The organism is uncultured Alteromonas sp. (genome assembly GCF_963976965.1).
GTDB lineage: Bacteria > Pseudomonadota > Gammaproteobacteria > Enterobacterales > Alteromonadaceae > Alteromonas > Alteromonas naphthalenivorans.
The window spans coordinates 39,657-64,729 of record NZ_CAXBMP010000017.1; the positions used below are offsets into that span (position 1 = coordinate 39,657).

30 protein-coding genes are annotated in these 25,073 nt (G+C 42.9%); 16 read left to right on the forward strand and 14 right to left on the reverse strand.

Annotated elements, in window-relative coordinates:
- Positions 1–102 precede the first annotated feature (102 nt).
- Positions 103–1,473 carry a ribonuclease J gene (locus AAC006_RS13530; protein ID WP_126873394.1) on the reverse strand — a complete coding sequence of 457 codons (1,371 nt, stop codon included), beginning with the start codon at positions 1,471–1,473 and terminating at the stop codon, positions 103–105.
- Positions 1,474–1,576: 103 nt separating this feature from the next.
- On the opposite strand from AAC006_RS13530, the gene AAC006_RS13535 reads away from it, so the two are divergent.
- The gene (locus tag AAC006_RS13535; RefSeq protein ID WP_126873395.1) at positions 1,577–2,224 is read left to right on the forward strand and encodes a DUF480 domain-containing protein; all 648 of its coding nucleotides are present in this window, start codon (positions 1,577–1,579) and stop codon (positions 2,222–2,224) included.
- Here AAC006_RS13535 and AAC006_RS13540 read toward each other — a convergent pair.
- The 4 genes from AAC006_RS13540 to AAC006_RS13555 all read right to left on the reverse strand — a co-directional run bounded on the left by AAC006_RS13540 (position 2,221) and on the right by AAC006_RS13555 (position 4,016).
- Positions 2,221–2,451, reverse strand: coding sequence for a DUF2789 domain-containing protein (locus AAC006_RS13540; protein WP_013783682.1), 231 nt, complete (start codon positions 2,449–2,451; stop codon positions 2,221–2,223). The two genes, AAC006_RS13535 and AAC006_RS13540, sit on opposite strands and share 4 nt — an antisense overlap.
- A gap of 65 nt (positions 2,452–2,516) precedes the next feature.
- The gene (locus AAC006_RS13545; RefSeq protein ID WP_013783681.1) at positions 2,517–2,867 is read right to left on the reverse strand and encodes a DUF2750 domain-containing protein; all 351 of its coding nucleotides are present in this window, start codon (positions 2,865–2,867) and stop codon (positions 2,517–2,519) included.
- 13 nt (positions 2,868–2,880) lie between these two features.
- Positions 2,881–3,720, reverse strand: a complete 840-nt coding sequence (locus AAC006_RS13550) for a LysR family transcriptional regulator (RefSeq protein WP_126873396.1) — start codon at positions 3,718–3,720, stop codon at positions 2,881–2,883.
- Between the two features lie 128 nt (positions 3,721–3,848).
- Positions 3,849–4,016 carry a hypothetical protein gene (locus AAC006_RS13555; protein WP_172602882.1) on the reverse strand — a complete coding sequence of 56 codons (168 nt, stop codon included), beginning with the start codon at positions 4,014–4,016 and terminating at the stop codon, positions 3,849–3,851.
- A gap of 387 nt (positions 4,017–4,403) precedes the next feature.
- Between AAC006_RS13555 and AAC006_RS13560 the strand changes: the two genes are divergently transcribed.
- Both AAC006_RS13560 and AAC006_RS13565 read left to right on the forward strand, forming a co-directional pair.
- Positions 4,404–4,763, forward strand: a complete 360-nt coding sequence (locus AAC006_RS13560; protein WP_126873397.1) for a DUF413 domain-containing protein — start codon at positions 4,404–4,406, stop codon at positions 4,761–4,763.
- A 269-nt stretch (positions 4,764–5,032) separates the two neighbouring features.
- On the forward strand, positions 5,033–5,776 hold the full coding sequence (locus AAC006_RS13565; protein ID WP_126873398.1) for a PRC-barrel domain-containing protein: 744 nt from the start codon (positions 5,033–5,035) through the stop codon (positions 5,774–5,776).
- A 70-nt stretch (positions 5,777–5,846) separates the two neighbouring features.
- Here the strand turns inward: AAC006_RS13565 and AAC006_RS13570 are convergent, their stop codons facing one another.
- Positions 5,847–6,182: a metalloregulator ArsR/SmtB family transcription factor gene (locus tag AAC006_RS13570; protein ID WP_013783676.1), complete on the reverse strand. Its 336-nt coding sequence runs from the start codon at positions 6,180–6,182 to the stop codon at positions 5,847–5,849.
- Between the two features lie 186 nt (positions 6,183–6,368).
- On the opposite strand from AAC006_RS13570, the gene AAC006_RS13575 reads away from it, so the two are divergent.
- Both AAC006_RS13575 and AAC006_RS13580 read left to right on the forward strand, forming a co-directional pair.
- Complete coding sequence (locus AAC006_RS13575; RefSeq protein ID WP_041452502.1) at positions 6,369–6,719, forward strand: rhodanese-like domain-containing protein; 351 nt, start codon at positions 6,369–6,371, stop codon at positions 6,717–6,719.
- A 73-nt stretch (positions 6,720–6,792) separates the two neighbouring features.
- A complete protein-coding gene (locus tag AAC006_RS13580; RefSeq protein ID WP_126873399.1) occupies positions 6,793–7,728 on the forward strand; it encodes a LysR family transcriptional regulator in 936 nt (311 codons plus the stop codon).
- A 73-nt stretch (positions 7,729–7,801) separates the two neighbouring features.
- Here the strand turns inward: AAC006_RS13580 and AAC006_RS13585 are convergent, their stop codons facing one another.
- The gene (locus AAC006_RS13585) at positions 7,802–8,407 is read right to left on the reverse strand and encodes an exopolysaccharide biosynthesis protein (protein WP_126873400.1); all 606 of its coding nucleotides are present in this window, start codon (positions 8,405–8,407) and stop codon (positions 7,802–7,804) included.
- Positions 8,408–8,983: 576 nt separating this feature from the next.
- Here AAC006_RS13585 and AAC006_RS13590 point away from each other — a divergent pair.
- From AAC006_RS13590 to AAC006_RS13630, 9 genes are all read left to right on the forward strand, one after another.
- Positions 8,984–10,315 (forward strand): sigma-54 dependent transcriptional regulator, encoded by a 1,332-nt coding sequence (locus AAC006_RS13590; protein ID WP_126873401.1) that lies wholly within the window; start codon positions 8,984–8,986, stop codon positions 10,313–10,315.
- Between the two features lie 18 nt (positions 10,316–10,333).
- On the forward strand, positions 10,334–10,558 hold the full coding sequence (locus tag AAC006_RS13595) for a hypothetical protein (protein ID WP_126873402.1): 225 nt from the start codon (positions 10,334–10,336) through the stop codon (positions 10,556–10,558).
- 4 nt (positions 10,559–10,562) lie between these two features.
- Positions 10,563–12,077 (forward strand): ATP-binding protein, encoded by a 1,515-nt coding sequence (locus AAC006_RS13600; protein ID WP_339891660.1) that lies wholly within the window; start codon positions 10,563–10,565, stop codon positions 12,075–12,077.
- Entirely contained in the window at positions 12,067–12,519 is a 453-nt protein-coding gene (locus tag AAC006_RS13605; RefSeq protein WP_013783668.1) for a response regulator, read from the forward strand. The genes AAC006_RS13600 and AAC006_RS13605 overlap by 11 nt, the downstream gene beginning before the upstream one ends.
- Positions 12,520–12,676: 157 nt before the next feature.
- Complete coding sequence (locus AAC006_RS13610; RefSeq protein ID WP_126873404.1) at positions 12,677–14,662, forward strand: response regulator; 1,986 nt, start codon at positions 12,677–12,679, stop codon at positions 14,660–14,662.
- 252 nt (positions 14,663–14,914) lie between these two features.
- The gene (locus AAC006_RS13615) at positions 14,915–15,232 is read left to right on the forward strand and encodes a hypothetical protein (RefSeq protein WP_013783666.1); all 318 of its coding nucleotides are present in this window, start codon (positions 14,915–14,917) and stop codon (positions 15,230–15,232) included.
- A 3-nt stretch (positions 15,233–15,235) separates the two neighbouring features.
- Positions 15,236–15,748: a hypothetical protein gene (locus AAC006_RS13620; RefSeq protein WP_126873405.1), complete on the forward strand. Its 513-nt coding sequence runs from the start codon at positions 15,236–15,238 to the stop codon at positions 15,746–15,748.
- A 56-nt stretch (positions 15,749–15,804) separates the two neighbouring features.
- Positions 15,805–16,062 carry a hypothetical protein gene (locus AAC006_RS13625; RefSeq protein WP_013783664.1) on the forward strand — a complete coding sequence of 86 codons (258 nt, stop codon included), beginning with the start codon at positions 15,805–15,807 and terminating at the stop codon, positions 16,060–16,062.
- A 30-nt stretch (positions 16,063–16,092) separates the two neighbouring features.
- Positions 16,093–16,644, forward strand: coding sequence for a hypothetical protein (locus AAC006_RS13630; protein ID WP_013783663.1), 552 nt, complete (start codon positions 16,093–16,095; stop codon positions 16,642–16,644).
- A gap of 77 nt (positions 16,645–16,721) precedes the next feature.
- Here AAC006_RS13630 and yfbR read toward each other — a convergent pair whose 3' ends face one another.
- On the reverse strand, positions 16,722–17,375 hold the full coding sequence (yfbR, locus tag AAC006_RS13635) for a 5'-deoxynucleotidase (protein WP_041452797.1): 654 nt from the start codon (positions 17,373–17,375) through the stop codon (positions 16,722–16,724).
- A 255-nt stretch (positions 17,376–17,630) separates the two neighbouring features.
- Between yfbR and AAC006_RS13640 the strand changes: the two genes are divergently transcribed.
- Entirely contained in the window at positions 17,631–17,807 is a 177-nt protein-coding gene (locus AAC006_RS13640; RefSeq protein WP_041452796.1) for a DUF1328 family protein, read from the forward strand.
- Between the two features lie 54 nt (positions 17,808–17,861).
- Positions 17,862–18,056: a hypothetical protein gene (locus tag AAC006_RS13645; RefSeq protein ID WP_083820183.1), complete on the forward strand. Its 195-nt coding sequence runs from the start codon at positions 17,862–17,864 to the stop codon at positions 18,054–18,056.
- A gap of 63 nt (positions 18,057–18,119) precedes the next feature.
- Here the strand turns inward: AAC006_RS13645 and AAC006_RS13650 are convergent, their stop codons facing one another.
- The 6 genes from AAC006_RS13650 to AAC006_RS13675 form a co-directional block, all read right to left on the reverse strand.
- The gene (locus AAC006_RS13650) at positions 18,120–18,335 is read right to left on the reverse strand and encodes a hypothetical protein (RefSeq protein WP_013783659.1); all 216 of its coding nucleotides are present in this window, start codon (positions 18,333–18,335) and stop codon (positions 18,120–18,122) included.
- A 1-nt stretch (position 18,336) separates the two neighbouring features.
- Entirely contained in the window at positions 18,337–21,321 is a 2,985-nt protein-coding gene (locus AAC006_RS13655) for a DUF349 domain-containing protein (RefSeq protein WP_126873406.1), read from the reverse strand.
- Positions 21,311–21,604 carry a DUF1315 family protein gene (locus tag AAC006_RS13660; RefSeq protein WP_013783657.1) on the reverse strand — a complete coding sequence of 98 codons (294 nt, stop codon included), beginning with the start codon at positions 21,602–21,604 and terminating at the stop codon, positions 21,311–21,313. The genes AAC006_RS13655 and AAC006_RS13660 overlap by 11 nt, the downstream gene beginning before the upstream one ends.
- Positions 21,601–21,930 carry a zinc ribbon domain-containing protein gene (locus tag AAC006_RS13665; protein WP_013783656.1) on the reverse strand — a complete coding sequence of 110 codons (330 nt, stop codon included), beginning with the start codon at positions 21,928–21,930 and terminating at the stop codon, positions 21,601–21,603. Before AAC006_RS13665 ends, AAC006_RS13660 begins: the two co-directional genes overlap by 4 nt.
- Positions 21,931–22,128: 198 nt before the next feature.
- Entirely contained in the window at positions 22,129–23,787 is a 1,659-nt protein-coding gene (locus AAC006_RS13670; RefSeq protein ID WP_013783655.1) for an AGCS family amino acid carrier protein, read from the reverse strand.
- A 101-nt stretch (positions 23,788–23,888) separates the two neighbouring features.
- Entirely contained in the window at positions 23,889–25,019 is a 1,131-nt protein-coding gene (locus AAC006_RS13675; RefSeq protein ID WP_126873407.1) for a M14-type cytosolic carboxypeptidase, read from the reverse strand.
- Positions 25,020–25,073: the final 54 nt, after the last annotated feature.

A 25,073-nucleotide genomic window follows, 5' to 3' on the forward strand; every position in this document is an offset into this window, starting at 1 on the left:
TTGAATGAATCGTTATTATTATTTGTTATAGTGTATCAGAATGTTTGAGTAAATTGCAGCCAGTACCATTAAGTTACTGAGACTCGCTTCCGTTTAACTTCATTAGTCTTGTTGGACAGGAACTCGCCCAGTATTAATAACTTGCCGCCGAATACTTGGTTGAGGTGCTAGGCGATACAAATCACCGTTTTGCCCCACGTAGTGTTTTTTCACCCCACATTCTTTAGCTATCATCGCGTGGGCTTTTAAGTGAACCTCTTCACCGTGTACAGGAATAGCAATTTGAGGTTTTACCCAATGATACATGAGTTTAAGCTCTTCGGCGCACGGGTGACCGCTTGCATGAATGGGCAGTTGGCTGTCTTCGCTCATTATTACTTTAACACCTCTAGCACTAAGCACACTGTTTACTCGCTTAATACTGTCTTCGTTACCTGGTATAGCAATAGCAGAATAAATGACGGTATCGCCTTTATCTAACTGTAAATGGGGGTGGCTGTCGTTAGCCATTCGAGAAAGTGCTGTATTTTTCTCGCCCTGACTACCCGTTGCCACGGCAAGCACTTCATTTGGTGGTAAGTACCCTAAGTGAAACGCATCTGCTACTGGCAAATCTACTGGCCAAATGCCCTTTTGGCGGGCAATGCTGTACATATTGATGAGTGAGCGACCGTACAGTGCGATGTAACGCCCGGTTTTTTGGGCAACCCTAGCAAGGGTAATTAGCCGCGCGATATTACTCCCAAAACACGTCACTACTACTCTGCCCTGCAGTGGTTTAATTGTGCTTAACAAACCGTCGTAGCAATTGCGTTCAGAGATGGAGAAACCCGGTTTCGTTGCATTGGTAGAATCTCCCACCATGGCAAGAATATTCTCCTTCCCTAGGGCGCGATAGGTATTACTATCAAAAGGCTTACCGGTAATTGGCTGGGCGTCAATTTTCCAGTCGGCAGTATGTAAAACCGTGCCCGCCGATGTGGCTATTTTTAACGCATATGGTTCGGGCAACGAATGGGTTACCGATAACCAACTAACATCAAAGGGCCCTAGTGTCAGCGTTTGCTCAGAAGCTATCTCTACTATAGGTACTTTATTGATCAATTTTGTTTGTGCAAGTTTGCGGCGCAACACTTCGGCAGTAAAAGAGGTGGTATAAATGGGGCACTGAAAACGCGCCCACAGATAGGGCAATGCGCCCACGTGATCTTCATGCGCATGAGTGATAACAATACCGGCAATATTTTCTTTTTGTGCTGCAATGAAGGTGGGATCTGGTGCAACTACCCTATGATGGGTTTGCTTGTTTGTGCCAGAATAGCGATAAGGCGGAATAAGCGGTTCGTCGAATGATACCCCGCAATCTACCATTAACCACTTGCCGTCATGCCCATACAGGTTCAGGTTCATGCCTATTTCCCCAGTTCCCCCTAAGGGTAAAAACCAAAGTTCCTCTTTTTTCGGCGTTATCAAACCTTAACCACTCCTTTAACTGCTTTCAGGTTAGAATATAAAACTTCCATGAGAGTTGTTACTATACTTTCATACGTAAATACTTAAAGACCGAATATTTATCATGACCACGACGTTATCTGAAATGGAAGCACGTGTTATTGGTGTATTACTTGAAAAGTCAGTGACTACGCCTGAACAATACCCTTTGTCCCTTAATGCACTCACCAATGGATGTAACCAAAAAAGTAACCGATTGCCCGTCACCCAGTTAACTGAAGACGAAGTTATTAAAATACTTGATGGATTGAAAGGTAAACGAATTGTTCAAGCTTCATCTGGCTATGGTAGCCGAGTAGACAAATATTCCCACCGTTTTTGTAATACTGAATTCGGTGACATAAAACTTAGCGACCATCAGCAAGCCATTATCACCGAACTTTTACTTCGAGGGCCGCAAACCCCTGGCGAATTGCGAGGGCGGTGCCAGCGAATAGCGCAATTTGCTGACATCAGTGACGTAGAGGCAACCATCAGCAGCTTACTTGCTTACCAGCCGGATGCGCTTATTTACTCATTACCAAGAGAGTCTGGTAAAAGAGAGATACGCTATAACCACACATTTTGTCAGCTAGGTGAGAACAACAGTGCCAGTGAAAGCACAGACGACAATACCGATACCGTTGAAACACTGAAGGCGGCTCTACTTCAAGTAAAAGCCACCCTTGCCGACCTAGAATCGAGAATTAATGATTTAGCATCAGGCGACTAGTGCAAACGTACGTTGAGTTGGTCAATAATTTCAGCCCAATCAGCGTCGTCTTCGATAGCCGTTTTCAAGAAATCCGCTTGGCTTTCAGACCAAAACGGCGCTTCGAAAATATGTTGGCTCTTATTTAAGCCTTTGTGCGTTTCAATAAAACTTTCTATCGCTTCATCGCTACTAGCTAGCCCTAACTGTTCAAACAAACTGCTCATAGTCGGTTGTTCAGTAAACATGGTAGCTCCTCTTCAATCATGATAATCCGTTAATATTGAAACGCTAGAAGCAAATGATGGGATCATTAAATTTGCTGTGCAAATTCCTCTGGTTCCATCACTTCGCCTTCTTCTCCTGGTACCGGACAAATCATAACCGTAAGATTGTCTTGTGTCATGCCGCCCACCCATTTGGTAAGAAAGTCTTTAGTTGAGATTTCCATCGCTTCACAGTCTGACCAATCTTCAGTTGCCCACAGCAAAGCAAGAGATGATTCTGGCCATACAGGAATGCCATCTTCATCGTCTGTCGTTAACATCACGCAACCATGTTCATCTTTAAGAATGAAAAGTTTGCCCGAAGTTTTAATTAGTTCAACGCTGGCTTCTAAGCGTTCGAACGCGTTCATTTGTAATAATGGGTGTTGAGTCGTCATAATTTTCTCTTTGCTATTTGGCTGGGTGTATGGCCGATACACTTGTAATTAAGGCTTCAAGCCCTACACGCCTAACTTGTTTCATGGTGTGAAGGTAAACTTTCATGGTGATACCTTCTAAAGGCTGTATTAGTGAAATTGCGATAGTTGGATCAAGTTGATTTACCGCTCCTTCAGGGAGTACAGCAACACCACCTTCATGTTGTAGGTTATTAAGGGCTAAATTGAGTGAGTTCGTACGCAGTTTAGCATCACGAAGCTGAGGGTATAACGTCAGTAACAAATCTCTGGCTTTGCTACCCCAATCAATAGCGACAAACTCTGCCGCGTCTACCACATTACTACCTTCACCAATTCGGTATAACCCTAATTGGTTTTCTAGTAACACTTCACTTTTAACTTCTTCTGACTTGAGCGGCTCGGTTGAAAACGCCAAATCGGTTACCCGTTCGTGTAATTGACGAGACAGCCCATCAAGTGAGAGTACTTCTGCTTTAACAGACCAGTCGGGAAAGGTATTGTGAAGGTGACTTAAGGTGGTTGGCAGCATTAATTCACTGGCCAATTGCGTTGCCCCGCACACCACGTATTCAGAAGATTGAATTTGCAGTTCTTGCTTGGCTTCATTTAACGTGCTGCATAGCTGACGTGCATACGGCAACAGCTTTTCACCGGATTGGGTTAGCTGAATACTGTTGCGCTGGCGTATGAAAAGCGTGGTATGAAAGTATTCTTCTAGCAACTTGATCCGCGCACTTACCGCAGATTGCGTTAAATAGAGATTTTCAGCTGCTTTGCCAAAATGTCGGGTTTTTGCAACTTCAATAAATGTGGTGAGAAAGCGTATATCCATGCTTCTTACAAAACCGATAAATAAGTGATTGTAAACTGTCACAGATGATACGGCATGTAAACACAAAAGCACAGCAACGCACTGCTATAAAAGCAGTGCGTTGTATTTATTTTCAACTAAGAAGCGTATTAACTACCTTCGTGCATTAAACGGCGCTGTTTCTCTCGACGTTGTAAGTCACGATTTTGTTTGTTTTTTACGCTTTGGTGGCGCTTTGTGCCCACCTTCTTGGTGTGAAAGTCTTCCTCTTCTACCGAGTCCAATTCTTCACTTTGGTAACGATAGTCTTTACTCATGTCTATCTCTAGGTTATTGCCACGTCGTCATTATTGTCTTGGTACCAAAAATAGAAAACGAATTTTTATCATCGTTGCGACAATAATTTTTTATAGTGGGTTTCATTCACGTATTTCGCTTCATCCCTTCAATTCACCCACGTCCAGCCACCTTTTCACTGCCGAATCCAAAAAATAAAAAATTACATCTTATTCATGGCCTTAGATGAAAATAGAAGAAAATATCTTTGGAAAAATACACTTTTTACACCCAATAAATTCGTACATATTTACACTTTGCATTTTCCAACAAAATTTTTTATTGATAAGGAAAAAATGTTTTGTTTTATGTTCTGATTCTTTTGTCTTAAAAGTTCGCTTGAAGACAACTCAAGGCTGGGTACAACCATGAAAAATTTATCAATTCGCGTTTCTCAAAAACCTTTTATAGATAGACAAAAATTTCCTTATGGCTTTCGAAAATCTGGCGATTTCAGTATTGGTGAGGCAGATATACTAACCGGTTATGGAAAAACCCTACTGGCACTGGAATGCGGAGAGTTAACACCAGAGACGGATGATGAGCGTCATTTTGTAGATTTTGTTAGTGGTAAAGTGGATGCTGATAATACTATTGAGCGCACCTGGGCCAAGTATGTACGCTTATCTCGAGGCAAGAAGCACTTCTACACGTTGCATAGCACCGCTGCGAGTAATCAGTCAGACTACGATGAAGATTACAGTGACGAAGCATTTGACGTAGCGTAATTTTGCGTTCGATTTATGTATAACCAGCTCGGTGGAAATCGTGCTGGTTGCTTTTACTTGTGATATTTCCCTCGCTTTTCACCGCTTTGTTGATCCATATCTAGATTGCGCGCGAACAAATCTTTGCATATTTGTAATGTTCTAACAGATGGTTCTATATTAATAACTTAGCTTTGTGAAATTGCTATTTTACGCAAACCACGCTGTTGAGAAATAGTAGAACAATATCTAATGAATTACCCAAGCCTGAAGGCAAAGGAGGCGCAGCGATGATGGTGTCATATAAACAAATTAAACATTTTTCAATTCATGCTACCGATAAGGACATAGGCGGCGTACGAGATATACTTTTTGACGATAAAGATTTTGTCATTAGATATGTAGTTGCCGATACGAATACATGGCTTCCACTTAGCAGGAAAGTGGTGATATCACCTATTTCAATCACCCGATTGGATCAGGAAGAAGAAACCGTTGATGTTTCCATGACCTCAGACACGCTTAAAAATAGCCCATCTATTGACGAACACAAACCGGTTTCAAGAGAATTCGAAGAAACACTATTTCGTTACTTTGGCTATGGCTATTACTGGATTGGTCCTGGTGCGTGGGGCGATTTCGCTCACCCTAATCAGCTAGCGGATCCTGAGTTAGCCGCTATGGGTAAAGAAGAGTTAGACAATAAACCTGAAAATCACTTAAGAGCTTGCGGCGAGGTCAGTGGCTACGAAGTGGCAACCCAAGAAGATAACGTTGGGCACATTAGCGATTTTGTGTTTGATATTGAAAGCTGGCAAATTCAAATGCTAGTGGTAGATACAAACAACTGGCTACCTGGTGGTAAAAAGCTTGCAGTACTGCCCTCTGACATCAAGAATATTGATTGGTCTTCTCACAATGTCTCTGTCGACCTAACACATGAGGGTTTGATGGCTAGACCGGAAGTTGATCTTGATAAATTGGATGACGCTGCATATGTAGAGGCATTGGTGGCAAACGCTAAACTTGTCTAGTTAGGTCGAAAATCTATTTAAGCTTTGGTGATTTACCGTTTGTTACTGAGCTAGATTCTAGCAAACTTAATTAATCGTTCTGAGCGCAAAAGAACTTGTGGAGCAAGCCAATAGTTTGCTTCACTCTTTCATCGGCTAATCGATAATAAATGGTTTGTCCAGCTCGGCGTGTGGCTACCATTTTAGATTCTCTCAATAGCGCTAAATGCTGTGAAATTACTGGCTGAGAAACATCTACATGGTCCAACATTTGAGTAACAGATAACTCTTTGTCCATTAAAGAACACAACACCATTAAACGGGTCTTATTTGCCAACTGCTTAAGATAGAGCTCAGCTTCCATTGTATATTGAGCCATTTCGCTCATGTTCACAGATAAATCATCAACGGCTAAATTATCAGTCATAACAACTCACTTATAAAGTTACGTAAATAGGCCACCACTCGCCACCTTATACTAAAGTATACTACTATGGCGGCGAACGCCAAAACTCAATGTCATTTTTTTATAAAAATATAATGAAAGTAGGTGGTAGAAAATATAGCGCTTTCCTTATATAGTAAACTCATCATTAATTTTCAAGGTGCTTTAATGTTAATCGATATCACTACGAGACTTGCCAATATCCCCTTTCCCCTTCGTTGTATAACAGCTAAAGAAGCGATGCAGGAAATATCTTCTAATCATGGTTTATTACTTGATGTTCGTGAACCCGCAGAGGCAGCATCTAGCCCTGTAGAAGCAGCATTAAATATTCCTCGTGGCGTACTTGAGATGAAAGTTATCGAAAAATGTAAAGATGCCAAATTTCCAATCTATATTCATTGCGCTTCAGGCATTCGCGCCAAATTGGCTGCCGAACAGCTAATGAACATGGGGTATGAGAATGTGAGCGTGGTAACCTGTTCAATAGGCGATATTAAGCAAGCTACCGACGCATAAGCGCTGACAGCCTCTGGGAGCTTGTGGTATAACCCCTCTATACCGTGACAGAATAATCGATTAGAGCTAGCGGATGTTAAAATCTACATTAGAACAATGGCGCATGTTTAAGGCAGTGGTAGATGCTGGAGGCTTCAATCAAGCAGCCGCATTAGTGCACAAGAGCCAATCTAGTGTGCATCACGCGGTTCAAAAGTTAGAAAACGCCATTGGCGTTGTGTTGTTTGAAAACAGTGGGCGTAAAGTAAAGTTATCTCCTCAAGGGGAGTTAATGTATCGGCGAGCGGCGTTTGTATTAAATGAAGCGCAGAAATTAGAAGCGGTAGCGGCTAGTTTACAAGCAGGAACCGAAACCCTTCTTCGTATCGCCGTTGATATCATTTTCCCTTCCGATTTACTTTATAATGTATTAAGTAAAGTGTCTGAAGAATTTCCTCTGCTACGTATCGAGATTGAAGAAACCGTGTTGAGCGGCGCTAACTCCTTGCTTGATAGTGGCAATGTAGATATCGCGATATCTCCCTTCCCCTACCCCGGCGGATTCAGTGAAGATTTATGTGAAATAGACTTTGCTGCTGTAGCGCATGTTGATCATCCTCTGCACGCACTCGACCGTGCTTTAACACTAGAAGATTTAAAGTCACATCGTCAAATAGTGGTAAGAGATTCATCAGCTGAGCGTAAAGTTGATGCTGGTTGGCTTGGCGCCGAGCAACGCTGGACGGTTAGCCATATTAGAACGTCCGTAGATATGATTTCTCAAGGACTTGGATTTGCTTGGCTACCTATCGCTATTATTAAAAAAGAATTAGAAGAAGGGCTATTGCTGCCACTACCTCTTGATAGCAATGGCGGTTTACGCCGCGCAATGCTTTACCTCACATTTGAGGATGGCGACGGCCTGGGACCAGCAGCAAGAAGCTTTATCGGTGAACTTAGATATCAATCGATGCAGCTTCCTTCTGCTGATGGCATGCTTGAACAATGCGTAGAGTCTATACAAAGGTAACGTGAGCAGTAGTCATTTACTTATCGCTAAGCTCTACGTAGCACATTGATATAAAAATAAAAACTCAGCAGTCTTAGCCAATACCTAGCGCTATCTGTTGACCACCATATAAAAATCCAAATAAGGCGATAGATAGCCCAAATAGTGCTACAGCGCCGTCATCCGTTGCCATGCCAATAGCCATAATCAACACAGCAAACGCCGGTATTAATCCCATAAAGGGTACTAACTCTAGTGGCACCATCAACAAACCACACGCCGCACAACTTAGCGCTATAAGTGAACGGAACACAGGTTGGCGCATAAAAAACCAGCGCGGCATTAAGAAACGGTCAAATCGCACCGCCACTGGTTTCATTTTATTTACCAAAAATTCTATTCGCTCTGCGTCCATTTCAATTTTCATAATGGTAGCGGGAAGCCACGGATGACGTCGACCGAGTAAAATTTGCATTGCTATCAGTAAAATTGTCACACCGGTGATGGTGGGTACCCCAGGAATAGCCCCTATGGGCGTTGCCGCAATAAACGCTGGCAACGCTAACATGGGTCCAAATCCCCTTTTTTCCATTGCATTCCAGAATTCGGAAAACGCCATGACGTCGCCGGTGTCTTTAGGCTGCATTTTTCCCAACAACTCATAAAGTGTCATTGACCTTGCGCCAGTTTCCTTAAACATTTTCATTCCCTATTTATGGCTAAGACTAATGCCTTATTTCCATCGAAACCTATGCGTCTTGGGTGATAGCGAAGCGCAATACACTTTGGGTATTCCATCAAAAATTTCATTAACTCAGCAATATCACCGTGTACAACGCTTCTATTTTCCGCTTGTCCAACAGTGTAAATCTGAAATAAATTTTCAGAAGCATTCTCGTAAGCGGTGAATTTTCGCGTTCGGTTACAAAGCGACTATGCGGTAAATAATGCGATAACTGTGCCACTGAAGTTATTCATCGTTCAAATTTATGCTTTTGGGTAGCTATCGGCACAATATGTGCTTTATTAGCTAAAGATATGTCATTGTGCGGATTGTGTTTAGCTAGTCCTCTTTTACGAGATGCGAGGATCGCATTATGAGGTCAGCCCAGAGATATTGCTGCGCTTTTCAACCAAAGTTGAGTCTGAATGCGACAATGCCTACGTTTGAATGTAATAATGCACAAATAATTATAAAATCAGATCAATTTACCCACCCAGTGCGCTGAGATAAGCAATCAGGGAGTGATTGATAACTTAAAAAAGGGATATTCAAGTGTTAACTGTTTTGCTTGTAGATGATGATGCCGAGTTTACCGAGGTGGCCTGCACTATAATTGAGTTTCTTGGTCACGAAGTGCTAACTGCTGCCACATTAGGTGAAGCGCGTGACTGGTTAAAGAAAGAAACCTTCGATCACATATTACTTGATTTCATGTTGCCAGATGGCAGCGGTGCACACTTGTTCGATGAACTTAACGCGCTTCCTAAACGCCCACGTATTACCCTTATTACCGGACACCCATCGGTAAAAGGCGTCATTAAAGGTCTGTGCGGCCCCAATATTGATTACCTTGTTAAACCTATTCAACGTGAAGACATTGAAGCAGTATTAACAGGGAAACCTAAAGTCGCTGAAGATACCAGCGAAAAAATTGAAAAGCATTTCGATTTGCTTATTGGCGAATCTGCGCCAATGAGAGAACTCTATAAATTAATTGAAAGAGTGAGCAGAACAAGTGCCAACGTTATGCTACTGGGCGAAAGTGGTGTAGGTAAAGAGGTGGTTGCAGCCGCTATTCACCGCGCGTCACAAAGTGAAGGCCCTTACGTAGTGACTAACTGTGGTGCCTTTTCAAAAGAATTAATTGGTAGTGAACTATTTGGCCACGAAAAAGGTGCCTTTACGGGTGCAGTTGGCCGAAAAGAAGGTGTTTTCGAACAAGCTGAAGGCGGATGTTTATTCTTAGATGAAATCACCGAAATGCCTATCGATATGCAGCCAAACCTACTACGCGTATTGGAAAACAAAGTGGTTATCCGTGTTGGCGGTACTAAAACTATTCCGGTTAATTGCCGCGTAGTGTCAGCCACCAACCGAACCATGGAAGAGATAGCACAAAGCAAAGTGTTGCGTGAAGATATCTACTTCAGACTTGCTGTATTTCCAATCACCATACCTACGTTGCGCGAGCGCAAAGAAGATATTCCTTTATTAGCGAAAACCTTTATTGAAGAATTTAATAAAGACAACGGCTCTAAATTTAGCTGGCAAGAAAGTCAGCTGAATACATTACAAGCTTACGACTGGCCAGGTAACGTTCGTGAATTGCGCCACTTTGTCCATCGTGCAGCCATTATGAGCGACCCGACAAAACAAGTAATAGAGCTTCCTAAAACGATTGAGTCGCCTTTTGCTAAAAAACAAAGTACAGCGCCAGCACTTCAAGCGGGACGTACTATTGAAGATGTCGAGAAAGAACTTATTTACGCCACGCTTGAGAAGGTAAATGGGAATAAAACCATGGCCGCTGACATGCTCGGCATAAGCACCAAAACTTTATACAACCGACTTCACGCGTATGGCGATTTGGTCAAAGAAGACTAGTAAGGCAGGACAAAAGTTATGACTGAAGATGAGTTTGCCCGATTAAGCACTTATGTACACGATGCACGCAAACCACTAAATCGCATTTCTATGCAAGCTGAATTGGTAAAAATGGCGCTTAATGGCGAAGTTCCCGCCCAAAAAGCGATGGCAGCATTGGATAAGATAATAACCAGTGCTAAAGATTGCAGTGACTCCCTTTCTGAAATGACTTCAGATTTTGGCGACACATTATTGGATTGATGTAATGCTAAACAAAGTTTTTTCTTCGCTATACAGCTGGGTAATCATGGTGGTATTCGTGATTGCTATTATCACTGCGAATTCATTTTATGTGGTGCAAACCCTTGATGACTTATCAGCCTTAGAAGCGCGTCTATTTACCACTAGCCGCGTGATAAGCGCGGTGAACAAGTTGCACGTGGCCGTATTGCGCGCCGAATCAGGTCAACGTGGTTTCCTTCTTACTGAAGATGAAGCTTATCTGGAGGAGTACACACAGACACTGAATAACTTCACTGCCCTTGCCGATGAAGTTGAAGTGAGCGCGCTTGCGTCTGATTTGCCGGAACAATCAGAACGGATTGATAAGCTACTCGCCCTAACCCGCGTTAAAATTAACGGTATGGTACGTATTGTAGAGCTAGTTAGAGTGGGTGATTTAGATCAAGCCTTCACGTTGCTTGAAAGTGATAAAGGTCTTGATTTATACAACGACTTTGAAAACATGTTCGAACGCATTGATTCCTCAGAAAGAGATATTCAAGGTACGCATTTAGCCAGTTTGATGAAGCTAAGGCGTGACTCAGTGAATACGCTACTAATTTCATCAGGTACCACCCTGTTTCTTATTATCTCAATCTTCTTGTTGTTAAAAGCCAACATTCGAGAAAATGAGAAGCATAAAGATACCCTTGTAGACGTTAATGAAGACCTAGAACATAAAATATCTGAACGAACCCAAGAACTACGAATTTATGCCGATGAGTTAGCTCGCAGCAACCGTGAACTTGAAGACTTCGCGTTTGTGGCCTCTCACGATCTCCAAGAGCCGCTTAGAAAAATTCGCGCCTTCGGTAACCGATTAGACTCTGGCTACAAAGATGTGATGGATGAACGTGGACAAGACTTTCTTGCCCGTATGCTTAACGCAGCCGAGCGTATGTCCATGTTGATTTCTGACCTTCTGTCTTTTTCTCGGGTTTCTACACGGGGCAAAGACTTCGAACAAGTAAATGTCGGCGACGTTATCGATGGTGTACTAGGTGATTTAGAAATAGCTATCGAAGAAAAAGGTGCCAATGTTGTTGTGCAGGATATTCCGACTATTCGCGCAGACAAATCACAAATTGATCAGCTGTTTCTAAACTTATTGTCCAACGCGCTAAAATTTCAAACCGCTGATAAAGACCCCCTTATTGAAATTACAGCTACAACCCCAACTGAAGCTGATATGAAAGACATATTGTTAGCTGACGAGTATGACTGGATCAAAATTCAAATCTCAGACAACGGCATTGGCTTTGAACAAAGTTTTGCAGAAAAGATTTTTGCCCCGTTTCAACGCTTGCACGGAAGAAGCGAATACAAAGGAACAGGGATTGGCCTAGCGGTATGCCGGCGTATTGTTGAACGACACAATGGTCAAATTTCGGCAAAAAGCTCGCCAGGAGAAGGCGCAACCTTTACTATCCTTCTGCCAACAAACAGCGAGCCTTTTGGCTCTCTAAATAATCATGGAGATATCGCACATGACGCGTAAACAAACCCAACCAATTAATATCCTTATGGCAGATGACGATGAGGACGATCGTCTATTAACTGTAGACGCACTAAAAGAAAGCCGTGTGTTAAACAACTTATTTTGTGTTGAAGATGGCGTGGAGTTGCTTGAATTTTTACGCCATGAAGGTAAATACACAGATGCTAGCAAAGCCCCCCGCCCTAGCCTAATTCTGTTAGACCTTAACATGCCGCGAAAAGATGGCCGAGAAGCGTTACAGGAATTAAAAACCGATCCTAAATTACGTGGGATCCCAGTGGTCATCTTAACGACATCCAAAGAAGAAGAGGACATGCTTCGCGGATACGACTTAGGCTGTGCTTCATATATCACTAAACCTGTGAATTTCGAGGGACTTGTCGAGCTTATGCGCGCGCTAGGTCGCTACTGGATTGAGTTTGTAGAATTGCCACACGATTAGTCGAATCTTATTAATTCAATTTACGTAGAGATGAGTCCATATGTAGGACTCAGTAAGTTATTACTCATGCTGCACGGCGCTAACCATTAGTGCCGCTATGTGTTAAAGCGCTTGTTATTTAGCGCTACGTTACGACTAATGTTTTATGGAGCGCACAGTGACCGAAGTTATCCGGGTTTTACTGATTGAAGATGACGAAGATGATTATTTTTTAACATCGGATTATTTACTTCAATGTGAAGAACCCCGTTTCCAGCTTACCTGGGTAACCAACAGTGCTGACGCCATAGATGCGTTACAGCGTCGAAATTTCGACTTGTGTTTGCTCGACTATCTACTTGGCGCAGAAAACGCAGTAGACGTATTAGAAGTGCTTAAATCAAACCAATTCAATCTTCCTGTTGTTATTTTAACCGGTCAATCAGACTCACAGGTTGACGAATTGGTGATGCGAGCGGGTGCAGCCGATTACCTGCAAAAAACAGAAATCGAGTCACCCCGTTTTATGCGCACCATTCGCTACGCCATGGTTCGACGAGAGATAGAAAACGAGCGATTAGAAAGACACAAAGTTGAACAACAGAACAAAGCGAAAGATAAATTTCTAGCTCATTTAGGCCACGAACTTCGCACCCCGCTTACGTCTATTTTAGGTTACACAGAGCTGCTATTAGACGACAAAGGTAATGACCCATTAGCCCAAGAGCTGTCTATTATTTATTCCAATGGAAAGCACCTACTTAGCCTGTTAAATGACCTTCTTGATATGTCTCGCATTATGGCGGATAAACTTGAGCTTAATATCAAAGAAGTGCATCTAAGCCCTTTCCTTACTGATATTCATTCATTAATGCGATTAGCAGCGAAAGATAAAGATCTTGTTTTCGATGTGATTGCAGAAACTAAGATACCGGAAGTGATTGAAACCGACCCTACCCGTTTGCGTCAGGTGTTAATCAACTTAGTCAGTAACGCTGTGAAATTTACCGATACTGGCGCCATAACCGTTACCGTAGAAGTTCGCCCTCCAGCACCTGGAAAAGCCAATGAAAGGTTACATTTTATTGTTGAAGACACCGGCATCGGCATGCCACCACATAAGCTAGATAAAATCTTTCAGCCTTTCGAGCAAATCGAAGATATCATGCGTGCAAATCATGGCGGTGCTGGATTAGGTTTGGCAATAAGCCGAGAACTTGTGGCCAAGTTAGGCGGAAGCATTAGTGTAGATTCAGTTTTTGGCAAAGGCAGCCGCTTTTCGTTTTCTATCGATCCCGGTGACATTAGCGAACAGAGCCGTGTTCAACTTGCGCTTAAGCCACCTAGCAAAGCTGAAGCTAATAATTTAGATTTACAGGTTACCGGCAAGGTATTGATTGTTGATGATATTCGTGAGATTCGTCGCTTAACGGGGCATTTAGTCAGCCAATGTCACGCTACTGTCGCTTATGCAGAAAACGGCGTTAAAGCGTTAGAGGCTGTTTTACAAGCCGAAGAAGATAACGAGCCCTTTCATTTAGTGTTAATGGATATTCATATGCCGGTTATGAATGGTATTGAAGCCCTTCATGCAATAAGACGGCATAAGAGCAACGTACCTGTTGTGGCCGTTACCGCCGCGAGTCGCAAAGGGTTAAAACAATCTTTAATGAATGACGGGTTTAATAATGTTATTGGTAAACCTATTGAACGAGCTGCCCTTACTGAGGTGCTAGACCAGTACTTGGTGCGCTCTCAAGGACCAGCCGTGTCGAAAATAGAAACCGTTAAAACGGTAACTCAATGTACTCAACCTCAACCGACGGCTAAAAAAGTATTAGTGATAGAAGACGACGAGGACGCAGCTGAGTTATTACAATTATTTTTGGTACATCAAGGCCACGATGTTATTACGGCGAATACGGGCGCAGATGCTATCGAGTGTATGAACGAAGTGGTATTTGATCATGTATTAATGGATTTGACCCTTCCCGACTACCATGGATATGACTTAGCTGCCGAGTTAAATCAAATTCAACCCAAGGCCAAGCTGGTTATTGTCAGTGGCAACGAGCCAGATAAAGATACCATGAAGCATTTAGGTGTTAGCCAGTCGCTATTAAAGCCAGTGAGTAAAGAAGATTTAATCAGTGTGGTGTCCTAAAAAATACGAAAAGAAATTGTTAGCTGCCATTCGTAGCTAACTTTCCCTCCACAGGAACTGTTGAATTCTTATCGATTACGAAATTATTACACGGCCTACCTTGCAACTCTTACGTTTAATTAAAACTTAGCTTCCTCACCAAAATACGAAACGAAATAAAATCAAACAAAATCAATAATTTATATATCCGGCCATGTTGGTATAAGCGTTGCAACTCTCTATGTGCAATCTAGCAAATTTAAGGAGAGTACTATGGCAACACAAACTACTACGCCAAAAACAGCGAAAGTGAATAGCGTAACCGAGCCTAGTCACCCAGTCACGGATCAGTTAAAAGAAACACTTCATTCGTCAGTAGATAAGCTGGCTGATAGTGCGGCCGTAGCTGAGGACAATATTCGTAACACGGCAAGTCGCTCTGCGGACAATATGTCTGAAAGAAAACGTTTAGCTGAGCAAAAATGGCAGTCGTCTGGTGTACGAAAGTATGCTATCGAGAACCCATTAGCCACTGCTGGTATGGCATTCGCAGCAGGTATGTTAGTGACTTCATTATTTCGCAAGAAATAAAGCATGAAACCTTTACCAGATTTTCGTAGTGCCACATACACGCTGAGCAGCGAAAATCCGTTTCGCCTGACTTCTCCAAGAAGTCAGGCGACATTTCGCATTCCTCAGCAAAGTACAACCGGCGAGACATCCGAGTCGTCGAATAACATTCCCCCAGACATTACTTTTGAAGAGGCGCTGGCTTCTTTTAAAACGCTTTACGCACAGAAAAAATATCAGGGCTTTGCATTAATCGACCTGATTAACGCTGAACTTCAACTCATTACCAAGTCGATTTTTGTCAGCATTTTTGGCGCACTTACCGCATTTGCATTAGGTGGTTTTTGCTGGATTTTGCTCAATTCATGCATCGGGTTAGCAATGCACCATGCTGGCATGCCTGCACTACTTATTATGGTTATATTGTTACTGGTTAATAGCATATTAAGTGTCGTTGCATTTATGCATGCACAGAGTGCATTTCGTTTTATTAATCTAAAGCGGCTTACCACATTAATGCAGTCTTTAACCAAGTAGCAGCAAACTCATTACGGGATTGCCGTCAATCAGCGTAAAACTAAGGAGCACTTATCATGAATATTTTTCTGAAAAAGAACTTAGAGGATATCAGGCAGTGCCAGCATAATTATTTAGCCCAAAAACATCATGCTGAAGAATCATTTGAAGAGGCTAAGCGAGATTGTCGTCTGCTTATGGGCAAACCTGAAGTATTATTGGGTATTGTTGCTGCTGGGGCTTACAAAGGTATAAATACTGACGCTCCAAAGAGCAAAAGAAATCAAGCTATTATGACTTTTGTGCGCACCACCGCACTTTCGTTCCTAAAATAATAGTCACTACAATTAATACTAGGAATTACCATGCGCTTACCAATAAAAATGAAAATAGCGGCTTTAGCATGCAGTTTATTTGTTACCGCTTGTACTACTACACCTGTCGCCTCGCCCACACCCTACAAATCTGCGGTCACTAAGGAGGGCTATGGGTATTCTAGCGTTCAACTAACCGACAATGAATACCGAGTATTATTTAAAGCTACAGATCGCACTCCAGCAGATATTATTCAGCAATTCGCATTACGCCGAGCCGCTGAACTCGCTAACAAACATAACTATGAATGGTTGGCTGTTATCAAAACCGACGTGGATAAAAAACCCGTTATGGCCAGAGCAGTCACCCACAATACAGATAAGCCCCAACCATTTGCAACTAATCAGCAATGTACCATGTCAGGATGTACCGAGGTGGCAGAACCTGCACCGGGTCAAGGGCAAAACACGGTGACGCAGACACAGATTAACGACATTTATTTCTCTGTTCTGGTAAGAATGAGCAATACCCAAAGTAGTTTGGGAAAGAACGCTATATCTGTTACAGAAATTCTCGCTGACCAAGTAGATAAGGTTAAGTAGGCGCTTCAAAAAATTAATTTTTGATGAAATGACCGCCAAATGGCGGTCATTTTTGTTTACAACGCACATTGCTTTATTTAACTTTGCTCAGAATCTAAATGCAATGTGTTGGCTCGCTCTACCCAATCAAGATCTTTGGTTTGTTCATCCAAGGTCCCCTTGGCATCTTCTAAGAAGACTTTACAAAAGTACTCTACTGACTGAAACCTCTCTCGGTATTGTTTCAATTGCACTTCCATTTCATACATAGCGTTTGAAAACTCTGAATTGGATTTTGACAACTCATAATCACATTTTAGATACGCACATAACACGTCAGCGGCTTTAGCAAGCCGTACATGAATATCATCTTTATCTTGTTCTATTAATGGCTGGTAGCGCTTCTGTAGGGGCTCAGGCAAGGTTTGTATCAGCATTGCCTCAAACCTACGCTCGAGTTTTTTTATGGCTGCAGTGGTTTCAGGGTCGTGGTACTTTACAGGACTTGGAATATCACTCATACCAGCAATCTCGCTACCTTCATGGAAAATAGCCATGGCAGCGACTCGATCGGGATCAACCGCTTCGTTGAACACATCCGCCGCTATTGCACCTAACATGTGAGCGACCATAGAGGCTTCGTAGATGTGTGTAGACAACATCTCCTCTTGAAACTGTGCCATTAAAGGCCATCGTTTCACGTTTCTTGCCCGTTGCATCAAACCTATAAATGCGGAGTGAGTTTTCGCCATTTTGCGCCCTTTAAAATTACGATTGTTAGAAATTGATAGTAGCATTTGCAAATCGGGAATGCTGCCTTGCTTACTATGCCTCCCGCCATGTAAAAAGTGCAAATGCTCTGTAAACCTTGTTTAGCCAACGAATACATTATCGGTCAAAAGCAGTGGAATTTAATATAAAATAAATATAAATCATAGACTTAACATTAAGGCACGGAGTTCGCATTAATACCTATGTCAGTAACGGAGCAAAAAGAGGATTTAGCTATGTTAGGTTGGGCAATTACTTTTTTCATTATCGCCATTATTGCAGCAGTTTTTGGTTTTGGCGGCATCGCAGGTGCAGCAACAGGTATCGCACAATTTTTATTCTTTGTGTTTATCGCTTTACTAGTCATTTCACTAGTCGCGAATGCCTTACGCGGTCGGTCACCACGAGCATAGATTTACCACACATTTAGATATTTTTAGATACTTTTAGGAAACAGGAGAATGGACATGATCTCACAGAAATCATTATTGAAACTTTTAGCAGCTGGTACATTTGCACTTACACTTGCCGCATGCGGTGATAACAACGCAGAAGATGCAGGCGAAGAGCTAGACGAAATTGTAACAGATGCAGGCAACGCAGTAGAAGATGCTTGTGAAGATGTTAAAGAAGGCGCAGACGCCGAAGATAAAGACTGTTAATACACGCTTTATCACGAAAAAAGCTGATGGACATTGTCCATCAGCTTTTTTTTATACTTCTTTTTATACTTCTTCGCCGCCAAGCTCTCGCGCTAAATCGTCTAATTCTGATAGCGTTCTATCAAATTCATCTACCGCATACCGGTAAGATACCAACACGTGACGATCACTTCGTCCAAACTTCACGACAAGTGAATCAACATCCATGTGTTTAACCGTGTTGATAAAACGATATGCCGTCATCTCACTGGCAAAACCAAATTCAACTTGGCTTTTCATCTTAAGCAACCACCTCTGGATTGTTATCCAATACATTGACTATTCGTTCAAGTAAATGCGTTTCTTGGTCATCAACTTTCCCATGCGCAATCCAATCTTCTAACAACTGCGCTGGAGACAGGCTCTCACCCTTCTCTAGTTTCGCTGTCATCATGGCTAGCTGCACATTGGTTCGCATGCTGCTATCGCTCTCAGGGCTAGGTAAATCAGTAGCAGCTTCTAACGCCACCGTTAACCAATGACGACTTTGTTGAACAGGTGTAGGCTTAGACAGTGCGGACTTCCATCGCTTTTTAAGCATGTCAGCGTCATCATCACTGATGTTAGTAAAGTCTCCTGCTCGCAGGCTCTCACTTAACACTGAAATAGCCGATTGAGCACGCTGCTGTACTTTGCGAACCTGGCGCTGCTGAGCGCGTGTTTGCTGCTGCTTTTGAATACCGGTTATTTTCTTATCGAGTTTAGCACGCATTGCACCAGGCAACGCTTTCGCACGTGCTTCAATATCCTGTATTGAAGTAGCAATCGTCGATTCATCAGACTCCGAGTCAATGCCATTTAATAGAGTAAAAAGGGTATTAAAGGTTTCATCAAATGCTGATGACTGCGCCTTACGTTGTTCTTTTAAGCGTCCGAATAATGCATCGTTTGCTAAGCGAAACTCACGCCACAATCGGCTTTCATCACGCTTACCGGCATGGCCTATGGCTTTCCAACTGTGTTGAAGCTGCTGCGCTGTTTCAGTGGCGCTAGCAATATCTTCCTCTGCTAACAGCGCTGATGCTTGCGCAACGAGTTGCTGCTTCGCTTTTTTATTCATCGCATGCCACTGGTTCACTTTGGTTTGCAGCGGGCTGATGGTTTTGTTCCACCGTTGCTTTAACGACTCGTATTCACGCTTTTCAACCTGACCACACTCATGCCACTGCTTAACGGTTCTATCGTACAGTTTAGCCAGCACCGCTTCGTCCTGTGACAAATCGATGGCAGCAACTTGTTCAATTAATGACTGACGAGCTTTAAGCGCTTTCTCTCGTTCAGCATCCAATGCAGCGTAATGCTCGCGACAAGGCTGAAACGCAAGTTCTAAAGCGGCGTCGAAAGCATTCTGAAGCGCGTCATCGTCGCTGCCAGCGCCTAACGAAAGCCACTGCTGACGAAGATAACGAATGGCTTCACCACGCTGTTTTATATCTTCGACGGGAGTTGAAGCTAATGTCTGCGCTTCCTCTACCAGTGCAGGTTTTCTAGGGGCCGCGATATAATCTTGCCAGCCTTCAAGGTGAGCAATATCTTCGGCAGTTTTCTCAAAACGCTTAGCCAATTGTTTCTTAACACTCTCAGGCATAGATTCAAAGCTTGCAGATAACTTTTCAAACTTAGTAATAGCCCCGCGGTACTTACCTTGGGCGATTAAGTTATCTATCACACTGATTTGCTTTCTGCACTGACGAAGCGCCTGGTCTACTTCTGCTTTTTTAGCTTGTTTTTTCTGACTGAAAACACGGGAAGCTGCATGCCAGCGCTTATTAAGGGCGCTTGGTACTGAAATAAGTTCATTGCGTAAGTCGTGATACTTTTCACTTAACGCTTTAAATTCGGCTTCGATTGATTCTGGGGCTTTATGGCTAACGTCATCATTTTGATCGGTGCCATTTTGAACAGCGTCTCCTTCAACAGATACACTTTCAGTTGCATCAGTGTTTACAGCTTTGGCCGCTTCAGCAGTTTGTTCTGTTAGCCCGTTCTCTTTATCCTCTTGTCCATTTGTTGCTGGTTCAGAAGGCGTACTTGTCGCCTGTTGTTGCTTAGCTTCTTCTGCAAGGGACTCTTCCGCAAGAGATTCTACTTGAGACAAACAAATCAGAAGCTTTTGACCGTACTGCTGTTGCATGGAAAAGGCTTCTAAACTATTGTTTAATGAAGCGATTCCAGTACGAACTTCGTCAAGCAATTTAGTGCTTCCACCTAATGAAGCCATGTGATCTGCGCTTACTTCTAACGCGCGTACCGACTCATTCACTACCGCTACATCAGCAAGGGTCGCCTCACACAAGCGCTCACCATACAGCCAATTAACTTGTGTAGTGGCATGCGATAAATGCTGCTTACAAAGGGCTTCAATCTCGGCTTTTTCTTCTGCCGCTTTTTGCGATTCCCACTCAGGGCGAATACGCGATAAGTGACGTGATACCTTTTCGCTAATGCGTGCGAATTTAGCGTCTACCGCCGTCTTATCGTCTGAACTCAATATCGATGAATCTGTCATTAAGTCATTATATTCACTTAACAATTCGGCTTGTCGCTTGTCAATATCTTCAACATCTGATTTATCAACCAGCGCTTGATATTTAGACAAACACAGAGTAACGCGTCGCATTAATTCAATAGGCTTTTCGGCTTGCGCTTTCAATACTTGAAGCTTTGTAGCTATAGCCGCGTGAATAGCATTATCTCTGCATTTCTTCTCCAGTTTTTGCAGTACACTACTATCTTCAATAGTGGCCAAAATAGCCTGTTGCAGTGCGTTATCTGCATGATGAAGAAAAATGGTTTGGGTAAAAGCTGGCTTATCGACTTTGTGAAGCAACGTCATCACAAGATTATTATCTGCCAATAAACTTGGGTCGTTAACCAATACAGTCTGAATTAATTCACCATTGGCACTTTCACGCAAAAATGACGCTTTTTCATTCGCGTTTATGGTTACATCACCCTGTCCCATCAAGGCTGCTTCTACGGTGCGTTCAGCAACTTTTTTCACCTTCGCATGGTGGGCGCTTTGTGACATTTTAAGCCACAATACAAACGTATTTAGTTTGTTAAGGGCTGCAAGGCTGACATCAGCATTGGCATCGTTAAATGCTAATTCATGTAAAATCGTTTTGTCTGTGGGCTTTTCCGGCGACAGGTTTTGAATGGCTTCCAGTCTTTTTTCGGGATTCTGACTGGTGTGAGAAGGAGCAAAGAACCGACTAAATATCATCCTGTTTAAACCGCGCTATAGTGTTGTTATCATCTTCTTGCTTGGAAAGTGCACGTTTAAAATCTGATTTACTTTTATGCACTATTTCGCCGCTTTCATTTACCGTCATATGTTCCGACGATTTCTCAATTTTTGCTTGATACAGCATAACTGCTTGCATACAGCTGGCTTTCTGATCTTCACTTAATGGCGTACCATCAAGCCATTTACCGGTTTCCACCGATTGACGCAGGCGTTCGTACACCTCTGGCGTCATACTATTTAGTAATACTTCTATATTCATGAACGGAATCGTTTAATAAGTACAATTCTTACGCGGTTGACAAGATACCACACGAAGCCTGCAATACTGGCTACAATAGCGAGATTATGTTGCAAGTCGCCAGGTCTTGTTCCGCCCCAATACATAAAACCGAATCCCGCCACAAATATGATCATGGCAATAAGCGATTGATTTTGAATGCTCTGTAACTTTTTGAATTTTTGTAGATTTTTCTTACGTTCAATATCTTCTGAGGAAGCATCGCCTATTTTGAAATCACAATGCGGACATATTTTTGCTTTGTCAGACGTTTTTTTATTGCACGATGGGCAGTCAACGAGTGCCATAATTTGCTCCTGTAGGAATGATGCGGAAATAACCAGGTAGCATTGGTTTTAGAGGTGAGTATTTTACGTATTGAAATGCGTATTGCAAAGCCTATTCAAAGGCAGATGAGCATTAATACAATTTAATTGTAATTGTGGTGTGAAAGCCAAACTTAAAAGGCTACCACGTTGACCTGCACACCACGTTCACACTAACAATTATTTTTTATGTCTAGACCAATAATCGTCAACGGTTTCTTTCATTTCTTTACAGAGCAGCACAATACCAAATAGGTTAGGTAAAGTCATTACTACAATGGCCACTGCCGACAACGCCCATACCAAAGTGGTATCAGAAAACGCAGCCCATACAAAGCCAGCTACGTAAATAACACGATATGGCATTACCGAACGGGGGCCGAGCAAGTAAGTCATCGCCCTGTCACCGTAATACGACCACGCAATAGCGGTTGAGAACGCAAACAGCATAAGCCCGATAGACACTATGTATTGGCCGAAGTTACCGAAATATCCGCGTGTAAAGGCGATGGTCGTTAGTGCCGCTGAGTGCACCAAGGATTTACCGCTCACTTCTAGGTTATCTCGTACGGGTTTACCCTCTTCTATTTTAAGCGTACCGGTAAATAAATCTTCGCTACCAATGTTGTATTTAACATCTTCAGCAACTGAGCGTGAATTTAACAAGGTAAAGCCATCGCTAACCGCAGTGCCATTTACTACTGTGATGCTACCTGTGTACGCTGTTATCTCATTACCTTCTACGTCGTTTAGGTAACCGTAAAGCTTATCGACATCGGCTTGATCGCTGTCATCATATTGGCCTTGAACAAAGAGCATGTCAGAACGATCGAATACGTTTTCATGCTTTTCTTTCCATACACCAGAAGACAAGATAACCAAACCAGTCACCGTACAGATAATGATGGTATCGATGAAAGGTTCAAGTAGTGACACCATACCTTCAGACGCAGGCTCTTTTGTTTTAGCCGCAGCATGCGCAATTGGCGCAGAACCCTGCCCCGCTTCGTTTGAGAACAAACCACGGTTTACACCACGGTTAAACGCATACGCAAGTGATGCGCCTAGGAAGCCACCTGCAGCCGCAGACCCTGTAAATGCATCTTTAACTACCGCGGTGAAAGAAGGAATAATATTTTCAACGTTTGCGAAAATAACCGCTAACGCACCAATAAGGTAAATAACCGCCATTACCGGCACGACTCGCGCAGTAAAAGCAGCAATGCGTTGAATACCACCAAGGATAACAAGCGCAAGTAAAATACCCAGCACGCTACCTACTGCCCAAGGCTCGAAACCAAACGTGGCTTCAATACTTTGCGCAATACCATTACTTTGCGGCAAGTTACCGGTACCGAATGAACTCACTACCGTGGCAATGGCAAAAGCCACCGCTAGCCATTTCATGTTTAAGCGTCTGTCCATGTAATACATGGGACCACCCGCCATGGTGCCATCTTCGGTTTTCACACGGTATTTGTGAGAAAGGGTAACTTCAACGAATTTCGTAGTCATACCTAAAAAGGCCGTTACCCACATCCAAAATAAAGCTGCTGGACCACCTAAGAATATGGCGAACGCCACACCACTGATATTACCGGTACCCACCGTACCTGATAGCGCGGTAGTAAGTGCGCGAAAATGAGTGGTATCACCTGGGTCGCTCTCTTTGTCGAACTTACCGGTTACCACTTGCCAAGCGTGTTTGAAAAAACGAATTTGAGGAAATTTAAGGTAGATAGTGAAGAAAAGACCTACACCTAGCAATACGTAAGGAAACCACCCTGCGCCGCCTAAAAAACCATCCAGTATGACGAGAAAACTATATAACCCTTCCAAGGTATCACCCCTTTATTATCTTGTTGTTATGATTTCTATTATTGTATTTATTAATAAAGCCCCGATGAAAAGGGGCTTTTTTGTGATGCTAATTTAACGTATTAACCATTTAACTTCTTTACTACGGCATTTACGGCAATAAGTAAATCCTCACCTAGCTGTCTGCTGCGCTGAACAGACCAGCCATAAATTTCATCAGGCACATCGACATTGTCTTTGAATGGCATTTCAACGGTGTAAGACATGCAGTTAAACTTCTCACCTACTGCATTTGCTGCCACGGTTAAGTTCCCCTCACCTGGCGCGTCTTTATCGTATCCAAACTCATCTTGAAATTCTGGCGTTGCATTTAGTAGCGCATCTTTAAACGTATTTTCTAGCGCTTTAATTTCATTAGAATAACTTGGATTACCTTCACAGCCTGCCACAAAATTGTACGGCAGTGCTTCATCACCGTGCAAATCGACAAACATATCTACGCCTATGTTTTCCATTGCGTTCATGACATAAAGTACTTCTGGGCTTTTATCAGCGCTAGGCGTAGCCCACTCGCGGTTTAAATTGGTGCCTACCGCGTTGGTGCGCAAGTGACCGCGTGCGCTGCCATCAGGATTCATGTTAGGTACTACATAAAACACAGCGTTATCCAGCAATTGTCGCGCCAGTCCGTCTTGCTCATCTAGCAAACGGTAAATTAAGCCTTCCGCACACCACTCCGCCATGGTCTCACCTGGGTGCTGTCTGGCAGTTACCCATACTTTTTTCTTGTTCGGGGTTTCTTCTCCAATCACTAGCATGGACATATCGCGGCCATCTAGTGTTAAGCCTAGAAACCGATGTTCACATAGCAGTGACATTTGCGCATCGTGCACTAAATCTAAGTGCCTCTCATAGCTGTAAGGAATGAAGTAAGCGAAATAAACACTAGGTTGTTCGAGTGTTAGAGAGAATGTGAGGTTATCGCCATCAAACTCGCTGGGGATACGAAACCAGGTTTGGCGATCGTATGATGCAAGCACATTGTAGCCTTTCCAGCCATCTGGATACGCCGACTTTGCTAAATCAGTTAAGGTCATTGTGTGGGTAACAAACGTCTCGCCAACTAAGCGAAAATGAAACCACTGGGCAAACTCAGATTGATTATCTTTTGGAATGGCAAGACGGATGTCTTCAACCGATTCAGCGCTTAACACGTCAATGTTGCCGCTATCGAATTGACTAGAAATATGCATAAACTGTCGTTTCTCTTCTTAATTTTAGCGGTAATTTAGCATAGTCGGTAACAC